Raw genomic sequence first — 17,341 nt, 5'->3', positions numbered from 1 at the left:
TTATTGAGCTCCGTTAACACCTCTTACCAAAACCTTAAGATCATCCCCAAATTCACAGGCTCTACTACTTCCTCTATATTAAAAATAAGTTTGAAAGAGAGGGGACGTGACAAGGATATTTCGGTTAGTAGGTTCACCAAGATGAAAACTGATCTCAACAACCCTATCCTTCGTGCTCTACGGGGCGAACGCGTCGAAAGCGTGCCGATTTGGTTTATGCGCCAAGCGGGACGCCATTTGCCGGAATATATGGAAATCAGGGCGACCGCCCATGATTTCATAGATTTCTGTTTCTCCCCGGACAAAGCCGCAGAGGTCACACTTCAACCGGTTCGTCGATACGATATGGACGCAGCTATCTTGTTTGCTGATATCCTGTTGATCCCCATTGGTCTCGGACGTCAGGTTGAATTCGTCAAAGGCGTCGGTCCAACATTGGACCCGATTGATGCCGCTGGAATTGATGCGCTCACCGTAAGCGGAGCGGCTGACCGGGTGTCACAGGTTTACGAAACAGTGGCGAAGGTCCGCGCAGAGCTTGATCCGTCGAAAGCACTAATCGGCTTTTGTGGCGGTCCGTGGACCGTGGCGACCTATATGCTCGAGGGTAAGGGCACCCCGAATAAGGAACAGGCTAAGCGCTTCGCCTATGAGCAACCCGAAGCCATGGCAGCCCTCATGCACGCGCTCGTCGAAAGCTCCGCCGATTATCTTATCGCACAAGCCGGCGCAGGGGCAGATGTCTTGAAAATTTTTGAGAGCTGGGCAGAAGGGCTATCGCCGGACCTGTTTGATCGCCTCGTTTTACGCCCAACAGCGGATATTATTACCAAGGTTCGGGCCGCCGGAATCACGGTTCCTATTATGGGTTTCCCACGCGGAGCCGGATTAAATGCTATTCGTTATGCCCACGAAACCGGGATCACTGCCATTGCCGCCGGGACAGATGTTCCGTTGGGCGATTTCAGGGCGACGATCCCAGACGGTATGGCCGTGCAAGGCAATCTTGATCCGTTGGCACTGCGGACGGGGGGCCGACCTCTGTTACGTGCCGTGGATCAGGTGTTACGTGACGGGGCGGATGGACCGCATATTTTCAATCTGGGTCACGGGGTAACCCCGGACGTTCAAATTGATGATGTCCACGCGGTGATCAACCGGATCCGTAATTTTGATTACTCAGAGCTAAGAGGCTAACCCCATGGCAAACGCCTATCTTTGGATTAAAGCATTTCACCTGATTGCCGTCATTTTTTGGATGGCGGGTCTGCTCTATTTGCCGCGCCTATTTGTCTATCACTCTGTTGCTACACCGGGCGGGGAGCTAGAGCATAGAATGGAAGAGGCTGAAGCCAAGCTTTTGCGGATCATTATGAATCCCGCAATGATCGTGGCGTTTCTTCTCGGCTTGATATTGCTTGGCTATAATATGCCGCCGCCGATTTGGCTTTTGATTAAAGTGGCTCTGGCCTTTGGCTTGATCGGTTATCACGGCTTTCTGGCGAAAACACGCAAAGGCTTTCTGGCAGGTGGGCGGCCACGGTCAGAAAAGTTTTTCCGGCGTATCAATGAGATTCCGGCGCTTGTTACGATCGCCATCGTCATTCTGGCGATCGTAAAACCGGGCTTTTAACGCTTAAGCGTTATCAACGGTCGCAATGTAAAGCTGACGCGCGCGGGTCAGGATTGCATTTTCCAACTTACGGGCTGTATCGGCATCAACGGGGGCATCATTCCATCCGCTTGTGGTGCGGATTTGTTTGAAGACGCTCACTTTTAGCGCATCTGCACGAAGGTTCTGGTCCAAAATATAAGCCGTGGCGCGCAGACGCTCATCAGGGGCCGCCGGATCGGCAAACCAATCCGTAATAATGACGCCGCCATAGGGATCGACTTGGTCAAGGGGCAGGAAGTTGAGCGTTTCAAGCGTCGCACGCCAGAGAAAGCTGTTTACGCCATTCGTTGGTGCAATCGTTGTCGCGCCTTTGGTGGAGGACGCTTGTTTAGATTTTCCGCCAATTCCGAGCGTTCCGCAGGCGGAGAGGCTGATCAGGGCAGTGGTGCAGAGCGCAAGGCTCGCAATGCGGCGAAAAGTGGCCATTAGATCGGACCTTTGTCAGAGAGTGCACCAAATGCGCACCGAAGATTTCGCGCGCTTATGCCAAAGCGAACAGCGGAACGAAAGGCCGGGTTTCATAAACTTCTTGTAAGCGCAAGAGGGAGTTATTTTCAAATTGACGCCTTTGCACGGATTTTTGCTGAAATAGCGAGATGTAAACAGGCCGTTAACACTATTTTAGGGGCCTGCATGCGACTTTGGCGTTAACCGTTTTCCCTTTCTGCGACCGGAGCCCGACAATGGCCCGACAAACCTTCGCTAACCGTCCATACTTGGCACCTCCCGCCTTGCGTTCAATGGTGGCTGAAGACAGGTCCAGTCAGCGTGGACATTCATCGTTGAAAGGCCGTTTGCTGTTTGCGATTGGCCCGACTTTGATGTTGGCCCTTGGCGCCACGGTCGTGGCATCGGCCCAATCGAACAGCCCGTTCGCCAATAAGAAAAAAGTGAACGCTTGGGAATTGCCACAAGCGGGCGTTGCGACCCAGACAGACACACAAGTCGAAACGCAGGCAAAAACCCAGACACAGAGCCGAACCACAACAACGTCGTCCACGACTCAAACACAGGGTTTAATGCTGCGCTCACGGACGCTGAGTCCTGAGACAGCGACGGCTCCGCCTCCCGGTGCGTCAAAACCAACCACAACCGCCGCGCGGGCTCAAGTCGTGCAGTCCAAGACATCCCCTATACAAGCGGCTCCTGTTCAAGAGGCATCGGTTCAAACCACTCCCGTTCAGACTGTCCCGACTGAAAGCTACGTGTACCGCTCGTCGGGCACATCATCACCGCCCTTAACGTCGCCCCCCCTCACATCTCCCTCTGTGACACCGGGACTTTGGCAACTCGCCCCTGGGTCCAGCGCCAGTCGTGTGACATCGAATAACCCGAGCTCTTCCAATCCTGGCGCTTACGGCAATGTCCCGCGTGGGTCCGTCAATTCGCCACCTTCCCGTGCGGTGAACAATGAAACGGATTGGACCGTTCATAAACTCGCGAATCCGGTTCGGACCTATCCGGGGCAACAGGCGAATGCCGCCCCTGCCGGGTCATCAACGGGCTCATGGGGTCAATATGAGTCCCAATCTCAAAAACCGACCGCCTATGAATATGGCTATCGTCGCCCGGGGGAGCCTCAACCCGACGCTATGGCGAATAACGGAACGCCGACTGACAGCCAGTATGGACATTATGGCACAGCGGACCCGCGCACAGCCGGGAACCGGGGCCCGAATTCGGGACAATACCCAGACCCCTATGCCCAAGCCGGCCCACAATCCGGACCCGCGCCGAAGCAAGGGTTTTTCAATCGGATCGGGTTGGGGGCGCTTTCAACTTTAATCCGCGGCGCGATCCGTGGCGGCGCAGCGGCGCGCGAAAATAATGGTTGGGAAGAAGCTTTCGTAGCCGACGGCGACATTGAACTTGAGTTGAGTGCGTTCACCCAAGGCGGTCTTGAATGGGGTGTGCATGGTCAAGTGCGTGCGCAATATGATGAAGGCCGCAAAGGGTTCACACGCCGCTTACCGGATTGCCCGCCAACGCTGGCCGGCTGTTCAACGATCCTTGTCGCAGGCACGCCGACATCGGTTCGGGGTCATACCTCACAATTCTACACGTTTGGACCTGATGTCGGGAAAGACACGCAAATTGCGCTTGAATCAGCGCACCTATTCCTTCGCTCCGCATACGGCGATGTGACGATCGGGCGCGACGATGGGGCGGCTTATTTGTTTAGTCTTGGCGCACCGACACTCCTAAATGTTGGGGCGAGTAATTCATCCGTTGATTATACAGGGCTCGACGCGGTTAAAACGCTGAATGATGCGTCAGGCTTTTCAGAAAAAATCACCTATACGAGCCCGCGCTTGCTGGGCGATCAAGTTGGCGTCGGTGTGCAATTCGGGGTCTCATATGCATTGGATGCAGAAGCCTGCGGCGTTGATTATTGTGTCGATGTCGACGGGATCCAAAATGTCGTCACTCCGGACCTGAAAGATATCATGGAAGCCGGGATCGCGCTGGACCGGACCTTCGCACCAGGCATGAGCGTTGAAGCGACAGCCACTTATGCCCGGGGCAGTGAACAATCCGGCTTGACGGGGCTCGATGACCTCCAAGCCTTTGGCACGGGCCTCGAGTTTCGGATGAATGATTTCACGCTCGGAGGATCCTATCTTAACTCTAATCAAGGGCTGATGAACGGCGATTACGAAGCATATGATGTTGGCCTTACGTGGCAGCCGTCCGTGCTGGGCTTCACCATGGGCTACGGGCATGCGAATGACGCCAATGTCGGCCTCTCCAGCGATCAAATCACCGGTGGCGTCACATATGATGTTAATGAGCGCATTCGCCTCGGCGCAGGCGTGCAATATTCTGACCGTGACACGGTGCAAGATGTCGCCGGCACAGCGCAAACCGTGAACGAAAAAGCCACCGCAATCTTTATTGAAGCCGGGATTACCTTTTAGGCCGTAACTGCGGCGTTACTTAGGCTGCGACGCCTTTGGCCCAGTCTGGTTTTCGCTCAAATAGTTTCGCCACAAAAGGACAGCCGGGAATGACGCGGTAGCCATGCAGGCGCGCGTCTTCGACCATGGCCCGGACGAGTGCTTTGCCGACACCACGGCCACCAATCGCTTTTGGTACACCTGTGTGGTCAGCATTCCAGACATCGTCTGATACGCGGCGTAAAGTGAGTTCCCCCGTGGCCGTCTCGCCCATCACATCGGCGGTAAACGTGATCAAATCATCGTCTTCTTGCTTCGTGACTGTGACAAATCCGTCGGGTTTGGCGTGGATAGGGGCGTTCATATTCTGAGTCCTTAGCGCTGTCGCGAAACCGTCGATGGCGGCGATCCCGGCAATACCGCTGCCGATGAGGGTCGCAGCATTGTCTGAGTTGATCCCGCCCAAAGCAAAAATTGGGCAGGCGTAAAGGCGTGTGAGAACTCTTAACGCGTCAACACCAATGGCTGTTCCAGCCGACGGGCTATTTGAGGCAAAAACCGGTGAGAGGAACAGCGCGTCCAGAGTCTCCACGGGCCGTGTGTCTAGTTCGACTTTTGTCCCGGCGGCGCTGATAATCCAATCGGGTTTTATCCAACGCCACTGTTGCAGCGTTGTGCCGGGCGTCGACCGCGTGAAATGGACACCGTCCGCGCCGCAAGCAGCGGCCAGTTGTGGGTCATTCCCAATCAGAAACTGGACGCCCCGCGATGCGGTCACGCGACGCAGACGTGTCTCGAGCCCTGGCGCGCCAAAATGGCGGTAAATAAGAGCGGATCGAGGCGGCATGTGTGCCGCGAGAGCCAGTAAATCAGGGGTCCGGATCGGATCGCTCATTAAAACAAGCGGGTTAAGCTGTGACCCAGAGAATGCCGCCGCGGTTTTTACCAACGGGACCATTTGGCGGCTTTGCAGCGAGGGTCTGGTTTTGTATGGCGCGCTCATGAATGATCATCTTACCATAGCGGACGCGCGCACGGAAATTTTACAACGAATCGACACGGCGTCCAAAACGGCGGGCGTTACGACCCCAACCCTGATTGCGGTGTCTAAAGTGCAGCCCGATAACCGTATTCAAGCCGGGCTTGATGCCGGGCTGACCGTATTTGGTGAAAACCGCGTGCAAGACGCTCAAACTCGGTGGGGTGAGACATTTGCGAGTTACCGCAATACGCTTGAGCTTCATTTGATTGGCCCATTGCAGACCAACAAAGCCAAGGATGCGGTGGCGCTATTTGATGTTATTCACACGCTGGACCGAGAGAAACTGGCAAAAGCGCTGTTAAATGCGGCGGATGCGGTCGGTCGGATGCCGCGTGTATTCATACAGGTCAATCTCGGTGAAGAAGATCAAAAAGCCGGAGTAGCGCCGGATAATCTGCCCGCGTTTCTCGACCGCCTACGCTCAGAGTATAAGTTGGAGCCGGAAGGCCTCATGTGTATCCCGCCGATTAATGAGCCGGCCGCGCCGCATTTCTGGCGGTTAGAAAAAATGGCGAAAATATCCGGACTTAAAGGTTTATCCATGGGGATGAGCGCGGATTTTGAAACAGCGATTCCGTTTGGAGCGACTCATGTTCGCGTTGGTAGCGCGCTGTTTGGCGCGAGAGATTATACTTAGTTTCGCTGTGTGCGCGTCCCGATAGACGGGCTTTTAGATCACCTCGACTGACAGTCCGGATTTTAAATTCGGCAACAAGGTCCACATATCCGGTGCCGCGAGCGCCAGACATCCCAATGTGGGGCGGTGATCCGGTTGGCGGCAATGGATAAAGACGGCGGAGCCAAGACCTGCGACAGGCGGACTGTCATTATGGCTCATCACTAAAATAACATCATAGACGCTGTCTTCTCGCCACAAAACTTCATGGCTGCCGGCGTAAGGCCGCTTCACAAACCGATTATAGGCCGGATCATTTGGCGCGTCGCACCACGCATCATCCTTATGCAAAGGGTGCATCGTCAAAGGTGAGGCGGGGTCGGGTAGGCGGTCGGCGCGGTAAAGACCGAACCGAAGGACATAAGACCCAAGCGGCGTTTTTGCGTCCCCTTCACGGCCCTCACACGCCGAAATTGTCCCGTCGCGCCCCAATCCGAACGGTGCAGCCCAGTGACCGAGGGTCACGCGCCTTGTTTTCGTGTCAAATTGGAGGGGCTCGTTCACACGTATCTCACATCTGTTTGATCATTGCCGACCAAACGCTGATTGGCGCAAATAGACGAGTTGGTCTAGAGTGCCCCCATGTCAGTTAAAAAACGTATCCTAATCGTCGATGACGATGACGCTCTTCGCGAAGAGCTAACCTCCCAATTTGCTTTTTTCGACGAGTTCGAAACGACGGCTGTGGCGACAGCGACCGAGGGGATCAAAGCCGCCCAAGAGGGTGATTTTGATGCCATCGTGCTCGATATCGACTTGCCAGACATGCAAGGCACAGATGCCTGCGCTGTCATGCGCAAACACGGTGTCGCCGCGCCAATCATCATGTTGACGGGGAATACGGGCGAAGCGTCCGAAATCCTTGGCTTGAACAGCGGCGCCAATGATTATGTGACCAAACCGTTCCGGCTCTCTGTTCTGATCGCGCGAATCCGCGCGCATTTGCGCAGTTTCGAGCAAAGCGAAGATGCAACATTCCGCATAGGGCCCTATGTTTTCAAACCTTCGGCCAAACGCATGACCCCGCCACAGCCGGATGACGGCAAAGTGGTGCGCGATATCCGCCTGACGGAAAAAGAAACCAATATTCTGAAATATCTCTACCGCGCGGGCGGCAAACCCGTCGGGCGTGATGAGCTATTAGAAGAAGTCTGGGGCTATAATAGCGGGGTTACGACCCATACGCTGGAGACCCATGTCTATCGGCTGCGCCAAAAAATTGAACCCGTGAAAGGGCAGGCAAGCATTCTTTTGACTGAGGCGGGCGGCTACTCCCTCACGCGGGAGTAGGGTTCGCCCCGTTAGGCCGGGCGGCCCCTTAAAACGGGTTCAGCGTGTAGCCGCTTTGTTGCAGCTGCGCGTGCGCGGTCATCGCGGATAGTGCCATCTCAACATGCGGTAGAAGCTCAGCTTTGGTAATGTCGCGGTAAGCGGCGGTTTGTCCGCACAGCATGATGTGCACGCCCGCATCAGTGAGCGCGTCAATCAAGACAATATTCGGGTTATCCGCGCCATCGCGTCGCGCTTTGTGTGCCTCTGTGGAGAGTAGATCAAACGCCGCTCCGCCGTGAATCACGACGGCGACGTCGATATTCCCGGATTTAACGCCTGCAGCGCCGTGCATATTGATAAACCGTGCCGCGCTTTCCAGCGTTCGGTTCAGCGCGTCGCCATCCGAGCCTTTGGCCGTATCAAACGCGACTTTAAAATGTGCGGTTTCAGGCAAAGTCTGCGCCTCAGCGACTGTGGCGACCGGGCCAAAGCCGTCGATGATCGGGCCGGTTTTGAAGTCTGCAGGGCCTGCGAGCGCGAATGCGGGTAGGGAGACTGTTAAAATAGTAGCGAGAAAAAAACGCATCGGAGAGCCTTTCAAAATGTACGGGTCGGGCAAGGGATTACGGATCGGGTGTCTTGGGCGTGTATCTACACAAATCTGCGATCCGGCAGTCATAACATTTTGGGGTGCGCGCGACGCACGTATAGCGCCCGTGTAGCAATATCCAGTGATGGGCGCCCATCCGATATTGATCCGGTGTGACGCGGAGCAGGTTCAGCTCAACTTCGACCGGATTTTTCCCGGGGGCCATGCCCGTCCGGTTAGAGACGCGGAAAATATGTGTATCGACCGCCATGGTTGGCTGACCAAACGCTTCGTTCATGACGACATTGGCCGTTTTACGCCCGACGCCGGGGAGCTTTTCCAGATCGTCGCGCGTGGTTGGAACCTCGCCGCCAAAATCATCCAAGATCATCTGGGAGAGCTTGACGACGTTCTTGGCCTTATTGCGATAAAGCCCAATCGTCTTGATGTGATCGCGAACGACGTCTTCGCCCAAATCAACCATCGCTTGCGGCGTATCGGCGGCTTCAAACAGGGCACGTGTGGCTTTATTGACGCCAATATCCGTGGCTTGCGCGGAGAGTGCGACGGCCACGACGAGCGTATAGGGGTTGGTGTAGTTCAGCTCTGTGCGCGGGTTTGGGTTTTCCCGGCACAGCCGCTCATAAATCTCTGCAACCTGCGCCCGGTTTAGCTTTGGGCGCGGCAGATCTTTATAAAGTTTTTCCTTCAAGAGGGTTTGACGCTGTGGGTTTGTTCAACGCGCGTGATGATTTGGCTGAACATTTTATCCGCGAGGCCTTTGGCTGGTTCCGCCGAGAGACGGCCTTCGCCATCAAACGCGGCGGCGGCGTGACCGCAACCCACATGCGTTGTCACAACATCCGCGCCGACGCGGTTTAGGATGTAATGGAGCTGTCGCAAGCACATGATCCCGCTCATCGGTCCGGGCGTACAAGAGGCGATCCCGTAAATGGGTCCGGTCAAATGTCCGGTCTCGACCGTGGTTGTCCAATCAATCGTATTCTTGAGTAAAGGCGGTAAGGATCCATTATATTCCGGCGTGACGATCACAACCGCGTCAAATCCTTTAAGATGTTCAATCAAGGCTATGACGGTATCCGGCGTTTTTAAATCGCCGTGGAACAGCGGCATAGCGTAATCATTCAAATCCACCTTAGTGGGCGCGGCCCCCATGGCAGCCGCCTTGATCATCAAGGCTGTTTCCAGCTTTTGATTGATCGAGCCGTGGCGAAGCGAGGCACAAATGAAAGCAATTGAAACAGGTCTGGACATATGGGTCCCTTAAGTGAGCCATCGCCCGTAGATGAGACGCTCTAACGAGGCAAGTGACTTGAAGTGAAGCCTATATACGCCATATCGAAGGTTATGGTTTATGCGGATATTGTTCTTTGGGCTGTCTTTGGTCCGGTCGCACTTGTTGCGCTCGCTTTTTCGGTGCGGGCGGTGATCGGTTGGATGGGGATTACGCGCGATGCGCATGAGGATTTTGACTATCGCACGCAGCACGGGATGATCCCGGCAGATGTGGATCGGGGCGCCTTTGTAGAGACTTACCGCCGTATCAATGGGCCCCGAACATCCACCTATGCGGCTTTGGCTTTATGGTCCGTTTTGCTGGCGACCCCGATTATTGCAAAAATATTGGAAGTGGCGTTGGATTTATTGTGGCAGGCGTCAGGCCAATCTCGCGTGTTTGAGCCCGGCTACCTGGTCTGGGCGTTCTTTATCTTCTTTGGTTTGTTCGGGGCGTGGGCGGCCATCGCCTATGTTTTCGCCCGGCGCTACCATGCGCACACACCGGGGCGACTGGAAGATGAGCTCAAGTCTTTATAAGATCGTTCATCGTATAAAGACCCGGCGCGCGACCGATAAGCCAATCCGCCGCCGATAAGGCCCCATGTGCAAAGACATCGCGGTTAAGGGCCTGATGGCCCAGCGTGATCATCTCGGACTCTGATACGATTCGCACTTCATGGTTTCCGTAAACACCGCCGCCGCGCAACACGGCAAACCCGATATCTCCGTCTCGGCGAGGGCCGTCTCGATCCTGTACGGCGACCGTGGCGAGTGAGACATCCCGGCCTTTCGCGCAGGCGTCACCCAGCATCAAGGCCGTGCCCGACGGGGCGTCGACTTTATGCCGATGGTGCATTTCAAGAATTTCGATATCCCAGCCCACGCCCAATGTTGCGGTCGCTTGCCGCGCTAGGGCGGATAAAACGGCGATTCCGACAGAAAAATTACCGGAGCGCAGCAGCGGGAGACGGGAGGCGGCGTCCGAGACGACGGCTTCTTGAGTGTCGCTCAATCCGGTTGTGCCGGACACAAGCGCCGTTCCGGGTTTGAGGTACGCAAGAGCCGCGACCAAGGCGGAGGCCGCCGAAAAATCAATCACGACATCACAGGCGCTGAGGCTTTCATAATCAGGATTGGCGAGCGTGATCCGCGCGGCGACATCAAACCGTCCCTCGCAGGCGGCCTCGACGGCGCGCCCCATACGGCCATCTGCGCCAAGAATACCTATTCGGGGTGTTGAGTCTGTCATGTTGTCTCGCTTACAGCCTTGCGGAAGTTTAAGGAAGATGAGGCGTTCGTTCAGTCGCCGTTTAGTCATTCTGCGCTATGGGGGCCCCATGAAAACGATGACAAAACTCCTCGCAACAGCTTTATTGACTGTTTCTGCGCCGATTATGGTGTCCGCTCAAGTGGGTGTCGCGCCGCAACCGACCTTGCAACGCGCCTCGACCTTGCCAGCCTTCACCCATCCGCAAACTGTCCCTGCGGACTTGGCCAGCGTAGATCTGGCCCTCAATAATACTGGAAGTTTTCAGGGTCGTTTCACCCAATATGGCTCTGATGGGTCGGTCTCGTCCGGCCAAGTGCATTTGCAGCGTCCCGGCCGTGTCCGATTTGAATATGATGCCCCCAACCCGCTTTTGATTGTCTCGGACGGGGTGACATTGGTGCAACAGGACCGCGCGCTGGAAACATTTGACCGTGTGCCCTTGGCCGCGACACCACTCCATTATTTCCTCAAAGAAAATGTACGACTGCAAGAAGACACCGAAGTGATCGGGTTTCAGAAGTTGCCGACACAATGGCGCGTGACCGCGCGCGACGGCTCTGGCGAAATGGCCGGGGCGATTACCCTCGTTTTTGACGCCTCTAACTTGGCTTTGCGCGAATGGATTATTGCCGATGAATTTGGCGGACAGACCCGCGTTGAATTGTCGGACTTGCGGTATAATGACCGTCTCGACCCGCGCCTCTTTATCTTGCGTGACGAACGAGAAGACCGTCGCGACCGTCGTCGACGCTAATTAGGTGTATGGCCTGTTCGTGTGACCATTGCAGGTTTTAACTGACGCGTCCTCACGACTAGGCTAGGTCGCGTGGATGAAAATCTCTGTTGCGACTTGGAATATTAACTCTGTGCGCTTGCGCGAAAAAACGGTCTTACGTTTTTTAGAAGAACAATCGCCGGATGTTCTCTGCTTGCAAGAGATCAAATGTCAGAACGATCAGTTTCCGACCAAGGGCTTTCGCGCGCTCGGCTATGACTATATCGAAGTCGCAGGAATGAAGGCCTATCACGGCGCGGCAACGATTTCGAAATTACCGCTTGAACGGATCGACACGTCTTTCTGCCCGCTCGATCATGCCCGCCATGTCAGCACCCGTGTCATCGCCGATGCTTCAATGGGCGATAAGGGCGATTTTGAGCTGCATAATTTCTACATTCCGGCAGGCGGCGATGTTGCGGATCGGACGATCAACGACAAATTCGGACATAAGCTCGACTTTATTGAAACCATGCGCGCCTATTTCGCCGAACGGTTTGCGCTGGGCGATCAACATCAAGTGATTGTCGGTGATTTTAACATCGCGCCGCATGAACATGATGTCTGGGGCCACAAACAGCTCTTGAAAGTTGTTAGCCACACGCCGCTTGAAGTCGGCATTCTTGAAGATTTGCGCATTAGCCATGATTTTATCGACACGGCGCGTCTGTTCCGAGGCGACGAAGAGAAGCTTTACAGCTGGTGGAGTTACCGCGCCAAAGACGTCATGGCCTCAAACAAAGGCCGACGCTTGGATCATATTTGGGTCAGCCCGGCGTTAAAGCCCGCCGTAGAAGCTCCGAGCCGCGACGGTTTTACCATTCACACAGACATGCGCGTCTGGGAAAAACCCAGCGATCATGTGCCAGTTGTGCAAGTGCTGGATTTAGCCGCGTTGTAGCAGCCTACTCGACCGGCTCTTCGCCCAAAATGCGGGGCTTACGGTAGTATAGTTTCAGGCCATTCACCGTGCTCATCGAATCCGATTGCGTGTTCATTACGGTCCGAAGGCGATCTAAAATGAGGGTGTCGATCGTGATGATTAAGCCCGTGACATAAGTCGCATATTCCGCACTGACGCCGTGGCTGACGAGGATGTCTTGCAACAGGACAACGGACGCGGAGGGTGTGCCGGCCGCTGCGGTGGCGAAAACCATAGATTGGAAACCAACCACAATCGCTTCGACAAGCCCGATTTCAATGCCAAAGGCTTTCATCGCATAAAGACTCATCAGCAAGAGCCCGATCAGAGTTCCGACCATATTTATGGTCGCGCCAATGGTGAAGAACGGTGTGGACTCATCTCCGCTTGCGCCCATGTCGGAACAAGCCTGCTTGGTCGCGGTAAGCGTCGCCATGGAGGATGAGGTTGAGAAGGCGACGAGCGCTTGTGGTAAGACGGCCGCCAGAATGAAGCCAATGCCGCGTCCTTGAATTGAAGCTGTCACCGCGATGATGATCAACCAAACCCCGATCATTGCCATCATATAAGGCGCGAGGAGTGGGAGGAGGTCAGACAATGTCTGCACGCCGCCCGGGCTATTTAAGGCCAAAGTGATGGAGCCAAAAACGGCCAAGGGAATCGTATATTGCAGGAATTTGCGGAAACCCTTGATGAATAGATCCGAAATCATATCCGCCTCGCGGCCCATATCGAGGGCAATGAGCGCGCGCCCGAACAAGAGGCCCGTATAGATACAAATCATCAGCGGACTGACGAGAACACCGTAGATTTTCTCAGCAAAAGGGGATTGCGCTAAGGCCCCATCGCCAGCCCCAATCGTTGATGGATCAGGAAGAATATTAAGTCCTGAGAATAAGAAGTAGGCGCCGATGGCCAACGCCATGCCAATCAAGGAAAATAAAACGAAGAAAAACCGGACTCGCACAAATTTCGCACCAAGCCCGCCCGTACTGATCGCAATCGAACTGCCGATCGACAGAATGATCAGCGCATACATGAGGGGTTTAAGCGGAACGAAGAGAGCGTCTTTGGCAAGATTGGCGATGGATTTCAAAATGAAGACATCGTTGATTACAATTGGCTCGGCTAATTGCGCGGCGCCTAACGCCCACATGCCGAAAGCCGCCAACGCCGCCACCACGACAAGCAAAAGTAATGGGATATCGTGGATGGTCTTCATGTCTGGCAGTCCCCTTAAAACTTTGGGACAGCCTTAGCGGTTGAGCCGACATGGGCAAGCCCCGATGGGCGCACCCGGCCATAATCTTATGAGAGGCGTTACGAGACGCCGGGCGCTACGCTAACGGCCATTTCGTGCACGGGTGTCTCGGGACGCGCCCCATAATGTCCGATAACTTCGGCGGCGGCGATAGACCCAAGATAGCCGGCATCGGCCCAAGAGAGGCCAAGCGCACGGCCCCCCAAGACACCCGCTGCATATTGATCGCCCGCGCCCGTCGTATCGACCAGTGTGTCGGCCCAGACGACCGGAATGATATGACGCTCCCCATCGACACTAATGATGGAGCCTTTGGACCCGCAGGTCACACACAGAACAAGCCCATCACGTTCCAACTCCGCCATGCTCTGCTCAACATCGTCGCCTTCCGTGAGCATCAACAGTTCTTCTTGATTGGCAAAAACAATGTCGCATTGATGATCGACGAGGTGGCGGAAACTGTCGCGGTGACGCGCGACGCAGAACGGGTCGGACAGGGTGATCGCAACTTTCCCACCTGCGGCGCGGGCAACCTCTGCCGCATGAACAAATGCGGCCTTGGCGGCATCTGCATCAAAGAGGTAGCCTTCAAGGTAGAGCGTGTCCGCCGCGCGGATCAGGGCATCCGGCACATCGGATTTTTCAAATTCGACGGACGCGCCCAAAAACGTGTTCATCGTGCGCTCCCCATCGCCTGTTACGGCGATGATGCAGCGCGCAGAGGCTGAGCCGCTGTCGGTGGGTGTTGTCGCAAAATTCAAACCCGCATCGCGGAAGCCAGTGGCAAGGGCGTCACCCGTGGAGTCGCGGCCTGTCTTGCCGATATAGGCGGCGCGCAACCCCATCGCGGCGAGGCCGACCATTGTATTGCCTGCGGACCCGCCTGCAATTGTTTGCGTTTCACCTTGGTCGCACAGCACTTTATGCAACGCCAGCGCCCGCTCTTGATCGACCAGAGACATCACGCCCTTGGTCATATGATGATGCTCTAAAAATTCATCGGCGACGGGCGCAATAACGTCCATGATGGCGTTGCCGATCCCGACGACGTGATAATGGGCTGACATGACAGATCCTGTTGGAAGTAAATCTTGATCAAGGCGTGGTTGACGCCCGAGCGCGGCCCCCATAGCGCGGAGATGGCGTCACGTCACAAAATTTTTCTTATGAGTGTTTTCCATGCGTATTGGTCTTCTGGCGTCCGCCAATCTTTTGCCCGGTCATTCGGATATTCGAGAGGACGCATTTGAGTTTGATGAAGAGCTCGCCTCGCTCCGGTCGGGTTTTGAACCGCTTGGGCTTAGCTTGGATCCCGTGTTGTGGGATGAGGCCGATCATCATGCGCCCGACTTTGATGCGTTGTTGCCCTTGATGGTGTGGGACTATTTCGAAGGAAACGAAGCGCGTTTCCTCGATATCATGGCGCGGGCGAACAAAACGACGGCTGTGCTGAATACGCCGGATTTACTGCGCTGGAACTCTGATAAGGCCTATTTGGAAGAGCTCGCCGAGCGCGGAGCCAAGGTTATTCCGACGCTGCGCGTGGACGGCGTCACACCGGAGGACGCGGCGCGCGCGTTTGCGGCCTTTGGCACAGACCGGATTGTGATTAAGCCACAAGTCGGCGGCGGCGCATGGCGGCAGGCGCTCTACACGCTGGGTGAAGCTTGGCCTGACGCGGACAAACTCCCGCCCGAAGGCGCGTTGATCCAACCGTTTCTGCCCAGCGTCACGGCGGAGGGCGAATATAGCTTTCTCTACTTTGGCGGAGACTTCAGTCACGCGCTGCTGAAAACCGCCAAGCCCGGCGATTACCGGATTCAGAGCCTCTATGGCGGTGCGGAAGAAAGCTACGCCCCGACCGACGCGGAAAAAGAGGTCGCGCAGGCGGTTCTGGCCACGCTCGACACGCCGCCGCTTTACGCGCGGGTCGATCAATTGCGCGGCTTGGATGGGCAGCTCGCCCTGATTGAGCTCGAAATGATCGAACCTTATCTCTATCTGCCGCACGCCGACGTGGTCGATGGCGTCAATCAGGGCGCGGTGCGGTTAGGCCGCGCGATCATGGCGCGCCTGGGGGCCTAAACCCCGGCTGACGAGACGGATTGCGCCGGGCCGACGGCGCGCCTAAAGCGCGGCCAACATATTTATGGAGCCTGCCATGTCACCCCGCGATATATCCGCGCCCCGTGACGGACAGTCCGCCAGCGGTCGCAAAAGCACTGTTCTGGATATCGGACGTCCGCCTACCGCCGCTGCAACCCGTCCAAACACCATCGCGAAACCACGCGATATCGACACGCCGACGGTTCTGGCCACGCGCCCCAATCCCAACAAAAATACAAAGTCGGTCTTCATCAAGACCTACGGCTGTCAGATGAATGTCTATGACAGCGAGCGCATGGCCGATGTGCTGGCACCGATTGGCTATGCCGCTGTGGACAGCCCGGAGCATGCCGATCTCGTCATCCTCAACACCTGTCACATTCGTGAAAAAGCAGCCGAGAAAGTCTATTCCGAGCTGGGCCGCATTCGTAAACACCAGAAGGCGAATAATCCCGACATGAAAGTCGCCGTGGCGGGCTGTGTCGCCCAAGCCGAAGGCGCAGAGATTAAACGCCGGGCGCCGATCGTCGATATGATCCTTGGCCCGCAAACCTATCACCGCTTGCCGGAAATGATCGCGCAAGTGACTCGCGCGTCGGGCAATGTGCTGGAAACGGATTTCGATACTGTCGAGAAATTCGATGCGCTCCCCGCGGGCCGCAATGCCAAAGGCTATTCCGCATTCCTGACGGTGCAAGAAGGCTGCGACAAGTTCTGCACCTTCTGCGTTGTGCCTTACACGCGCGGCGCGGAAGTCAGCCGTCCGGTGGACCAAATCGTCGCCGAAGCGCGCTCCCTCGCCTCACAAGGCGTGCGCGAAATCACGCTGATCGGACAGAATGTTGACGCCTACCACGCAGACGGCCCAGACGGCTCCCAATGGGGATTGGGCAACCTCATCCGTCACCTCGCCAAGATCGGCGGCATCGACCGGATGCGCTTTACCACCTCGCACCCGCGCGACATGGATGCCGATTTGATCGAGACATTGGCGACAGAACCGAAACTCATGCCGTATCTGCACTTGCCCATACAGGCCGGTAGCGACCGCGTGCTTGAGGCAATGAACCGGGGTCACACCTATGACCATTACCGTGACCTGATCGGCCGTATTCGCGCCGCGCGTCCCGACCTCGCGCTTAGCGGCGATTTCATTGTCGGCTTTCCGGGCGAAACGGATGAGGATTTCGAAGCGACGATGACGTGCGTGCGCGAAATTGGCTATGCCAGCTCGTTTTCGTTTAAATATTCCATCCGCCCCGGAACACCGGGCGCCAGCCTCCCGCGCCAAGTGCCCGAAGACGTTAAATCTGAGCGCCTCAAACGGTTGCAAGCGCTGCTCTACACGCAACAGCGCGAATGGAATGAAAGCCTGATCGGGCGCACGCTCGACGTGCTCGTCGAAAACGCCGCCCGTGAACCGGGGCAACTGTTCGGGCGTTCACCCTATTTGACGGGAACGCATTTCGATGGACCAGAAGAGTTGATCGGCACGATTGTGCCGGTGCGCATTACGAGCGCGGGCGTGAATTCGTTGGTGGGGGAGTTGGCTTAGAT

19 protein-coding genes are annotated in these 17,341 nt (G+C 56.0%); 10 read left to right on the top strand and 9 right to left on the bottom strand.

Going from position 1 to position 17,341, the window contains the following annotated elements:
• The first annotated feature begins 141 nt into the window (after nt 1–141).
• Both hemE and hemJ read left to right on the top strand, forming a co-directional pair.
• The gene (gene hemE / locus IE105_RS03615) at nt 142–1,197 is read left to right on the top strand and encodes a uroporphyrinogen decarboxylase (RefSeq protein ID WP_189495510.1); all 1,056 of its coding nucleotides are present in this window, start codon (nt 142–144) and stop codon (nt 1,195–1,197) included.
• A gap of 4 nt (nt 1,198–1,201) precedes the next feature.
• Nucleotides 1,202–1,633 (top strand): protoporphyrinogen oxidase HemJ, encoded by a 432-nt coding sequence (gene hemJ, locus IE105_RS03610; RefSeq protein ID WP_189495508.1) that lies wholly within the window; start codon nt 1,202–1,204, stop codon nt 1,631–1,633.
• 3 nt (nt 1,634–1,636) lie between these two features.
• Here the strand turns inward: hemJ and IE105_RS03605 are convergent, their stop codons facing one another.
• Entirely contained in the window at nt 1,637–2,101 is a 465-nt protein-coding gene (locus tag IE105_RS03605; RefSeq protein ID WP_189495506.1) for a DUF3576 domain-containing protein, read from the bottom strand.
• 257 nt (nt 2,102–2,358) lie between these two features.
• Between IE105_RS03605 and IE105_RS03600 the strand changes: the two genes are divergently transcribed.
• Entirely contained in the window at nt 2,359–4,593 is a 2,235-nt protein-coding gene (locus IE105_RS03600; RefSeq protein ID WP_189495504.1) for a porin, read from the top strand.
• Nucleotides 4,594–4,612: 19 nt separating this feature from the next.
• Here the strand turns inward: IE105_RS03600 and IE105_RS03595 are convergent, their stop codons facing one another.
• Nucleotides 4,613–5,575 (bottom strand): N-acetyltransferase, encoded by a 963-nt coding sequence (locus tag IE105_RS03595; protein ID WP_189495502.1) that lies wholly within the window; start codon nt 5,573–5,575, stop codon nt 4,613–4,615.
• Here IE105_RS03595 and IE105_RS03590 point away from each other — a divergent pair.
• Complete coding sequence (locus IE105_RS03590) at nt 5,574–6,251, top strand: YggS family pyridoxal phosphate-dependent enzyme (protein WP_189495500.1); 678 nt, start codon at nt 5,574–5,576, stop codon at nt 6,249–6,251. The genes IE105_RS03595 and IE105_RS03590 overlap by 2 nt on opposite strands.
• 33 nt (nt 6,252–6,284) lie before the next feature.
• Here the strand turns inward: IE105_RS03590 and IE105_RS03585 are convergent, their stop codons facing one another.
• Nucleotides 6,285–6,794 (bottom strand): L,D-transpeptidase family protein, encoded by a 510-nt coding sequence (locus IE105_RS03585; protein WP_189495498.1) that lies wholly within the window; start codon nt 6,792–6,794, stop codon nt 6,285–6,287.
• A 78-nt stretch (nt 6,795–6,872) separates the two neighbouring features.
• Here IE105_RS03585 and IE105_RS03580 point away from each other — a divergent pair, with 78 nt between their 5' ends.
• Entirely contained in the window at nt 6,873–7,580 is a 708-nt protein-coding gene (locus IE105_RS03580; RefSeq protein WP_189495496.1) for a response regulator transcription factor, read from the top strand.
• 28 nt (nt 7,581–7,608) lie between these two features.
• Here IE105_RS03580 and IE105_RS03575 read toward each other — a convergent pair whose 3' ends face one another.
• From IE105_RS03575 to IE105_RS03565, 3 genes are read right to left on the bottom strand one after another with little or no spacing between them, the layout of a single operon-like run.
• A complete protein-coding gene (locus IE105_RS03575; protein WP_189495494.1) occupies nt 7,609–8,148 on the bottom strand; it encodes a DsrE family protein in 540 nt (179 codons plus the stop codon).
• Nucleotides 8,149–8,185: 37 nt separating this feature from the next.
• Entirely contained in the window at nt 8,186–8,863 is a 678-nt protein-coding gene (gene nth, locus IE105_RS03570) for an endonuclease III (RefSeq protein ID WP_189495492.1), read from the bottom strand.
• Nucleotides 8,860–9,426 carry an NADPH-dependent FMN reductase gene (locus IE105_RS03565; RefSeq protein WP_189495490.1) on the bottom strand — a complete coding sequence of 189 codons (567 nt, stop codon included), beginning with the start codon at nt 9,424–9,426 and terminating at the stop codon, nt 8,860–8,862. Before IE105_RS03565 ends, nth begins: the two co-directional genes overlap by 4 nt.
• Nucleotides 9,427–9,489: 63 nt before the next feature.
• On the opposite strand from IE105_RS03565, the gene IE105_RS03560 reads away from it, so the two are divergent.
• Entirely contained in the window at nt 9,490–9,987 is a 498-nt protein-coding gene (locus IE105_RS03560; RefSeq protein ID WP_189495488.1) for a hypothetical protein, read from the top strand.
• On the opposite strand, the gene dapB is transcribed toward IE105_RS03560, so the two are convergent.
• Nucleotides 9,974–10,699 (bottom strand): 4-hydroxy-tetrahydrodipicolinate reductase, encoded by a 726-nt coding sequence (gene dapB, locus IE105_RS03555; RefSeq protein WP_189495486.1) that lies wholly within the window; start codon nt 10,697–10,699, stop codon nt 9,974–9,976. The two genes, IE105_RS03560 and dapB, sit on opposite strands and share 14 nt — an antisense overlap.
• An 88-nt stretch (nt 10,700–10,787) precedes the next feature.
• On the opposite strand from dapB, the gene IE105_RS03550 reads away from it, so the two are divergent.
• Entirely contained in the window at nt 10,788–11,474 is a 687-nt protein-coding gene (locus IE105_RS03550) for a LolA family protein (RefSeq protein WP_189495484.1), read from the top strand.
• 76 nt (nt 11,475–11,550) lie between these two features.
• Nucleotides 11,551–12,396 carry an exodeoxyribonuclease III gene (locus tag IE105_RS03545; RefSeq protein ID WP_189495482.1) on the top strand — a complete coding sequence of 282 codons (846 nt, stop codon included), beginning with the start codon at nt 11,551–11,553 and terminating at the stop codon, nt 12,394–12,396.
• A gap of 4 nt (nt 12,397–12,400) precedes the next feature.
• Here the strand turns inward: IE105_RS03545 and IE105_RS03540 are convergent, their stop codons facing one another.
• A complete protein-coding gene (locus tag IE105_RS03540) occupies nt 12,401–13,639 on the bottom strand; it encodes a cation:dicarboxylate symporter family transporter (RefSeq protein ID WP_189495480.1) in 1,239 nt (412 codons plus the stop codon).
• Nucleotides 13,640–13,737: 98 nt separating this feature from the next.
• Nucleotides 13,738–14,745, bottom strand: coding sequence for an adenosine kinase (locus IE105_RS03535; RefSeq protein WP_189495478.1), 1,008 nt, complete (start codon nt 14,743–14,745; stop codon nt 13,738–13,740).
• Between the two features lie 112 nt (nt 14,746–14,857).
• On the opposite strand from IE105_RS03535, the gene IE105_RS03530 reads away from it, so the two are divergent.
• Nucleotides 14,858–15,763, top strand: a complete 906-nt coding sequence (locus IE105_RS03530; RefSeq protein ID WP_189495476.1) for an ATP-grasp domain-containing protein — start codon at nt 14,858–14,860, stop codon at nt 15,761–15,763.
• 76 nt (nt 15,764–15,839) lie between these two features.
• Entirely contained in the window at nt 15,840–17,339 is a 1,500-nt protein-coding gene (gene miaB, locus IE105_RS03525) for a tRNA (N6-isopentenyl adenosine(37)-C2)-methylthiotransferase MiaB (RefSeq protein ID WP_189495474.1), read from the top strand.
• Nucleotides 17,340–17,341: the final 2 nt, after the last annotated feature.

Source organism: Algimonas arctica, from assembly GCF_014652695.1.
GTDB classification, from domain to species: Bacteria; Pseudomonadota; Alphaproteobacteria; order Caulobacterales; family Maricaulaceae; genus Litorimonas; species Litorimonas arctica.
Note: the sequence above shows the minus strand (reverse complement) of the source record. Positions and strands in the feature narration are given on the sequence as shown.

What these genes read in the sequence shown, in the direction of transcription:
- IE105_RS03600 (WP_189495504.1), top strand. Translation starts at nt 2,359, where the DNA reads ATGGCCCGACAAACCTTCGCTAACCGTCCATACTTGGCACCTCCCGCC.
- IE105_RS03540 (WP_189495480.1), bottom strand. Translation starts at nt 13,639, where the DNA reads ATGAAGACCATCCACGATATCCCATTACTTTTGCTTGTCGTGGTGGCG.
- IE105_RS03590 (WP_189495500.1), top strand. Translation starts at nt 5,574, where the DNA reads ATGAATGATCATCTTACCATAGCGGACGCGCGCACGGAAATTTTACAA.
- miaB (WP_189495474.1), top strand. Translation starts at nt 15,840, where the DNA reads ATGTCACCCCGCGATATATCCGCGCCCCGTGACGGACAGTCCGCCAGC.
- IE105_RS03530 (WP_189495476.1), top strand. Translation starts at nt 14,858, where the DNA reads ATGCGTATTGGTCTTCTGGCGTCCGCCAATCTTTTGCCCGGTCATTCG.
- IE105_RS03565 (WP_189495490.1), bottom strand. Translation starts at nt 9,426, where the DNA reads ATGTCCAGACCTGTTTCAATTGCTTTCATTTGTGCCTCGCTTCGCCAC.
- IE105_RS03595 (WP_189495502.1), bottom strand. Translation starts at nt 5,575, where the DNA reads ATGAGCGCGCCATACAAAACCAGACCCTCGCTGCAAAGCCGCCAAATG.
- IE105_RS03550 (WP_189495484.1), top strand. Translation starts at nt 10,788, where the DNA reads ATGAAAACGATGACAAAACTCCTCGCAACAGCTTTATTGACTGTTTCT.
- dapB (WP_189495486.1), bottom strand. Translation starts at nt 10,699, where the DNA reads ATGACAGACTCAACACCCCGAATAGGTATTCTTGGCGCAGATGGCCGT.
- IE105_RS03575 (WP_189495494.1), bottom strand. Translation starts at nt 8,148, where the DNA reads ATGCGTTTTTTTCTCGCTACTATTTTAACAGTCTCCCTACCCGCATTC.
- hemE (WP_189495510.1), top strand. Translation starts at nt 142, where the DNA reads ATGAAAACTGATCTCAACAACCCTATCCTTCGTGCTCTACGGGGCGAA.
- IE105_RS03580 (WP_189495496.1), top strand. Translation starts at nt 6,873, where the DNA reads ATGTCAGTTAAAAAACGTATCCTAATCGTCGATGACGATGACGCTCTT.
- hemJ (WP_189495508.1), top strand. Translation starts at nt 1,202, where the DNA reads ATGGCAAACGCCTATCTTTGGATTAAAGCATTTCACCTGATTGCCGTC.
- IE105_RS03535 (WP_189495478.1), bottom strand. Translation starts at nt 14,745, where the DNA reads ATGTCAGCCCATTATCACGTCGTCGGGATCGGCAACGCCATCATGGAC.
- IE105_RS03605 (WP_189495506.1), bottom strand. Translation starts at nt 2,101, where the DNA reads ATGGCCACTTTTCGCCGCATTGCGAGCCTTGCGCTCTGCACCACTGCC.
- IE105_RS03545 (WP_189495482.1), top strand. Translation starts at nt 11,551, where the DNA reads ATGAAAATCTCTGTTGCGACTTGGAATATTAACTCTGTGCGCTTGCGC.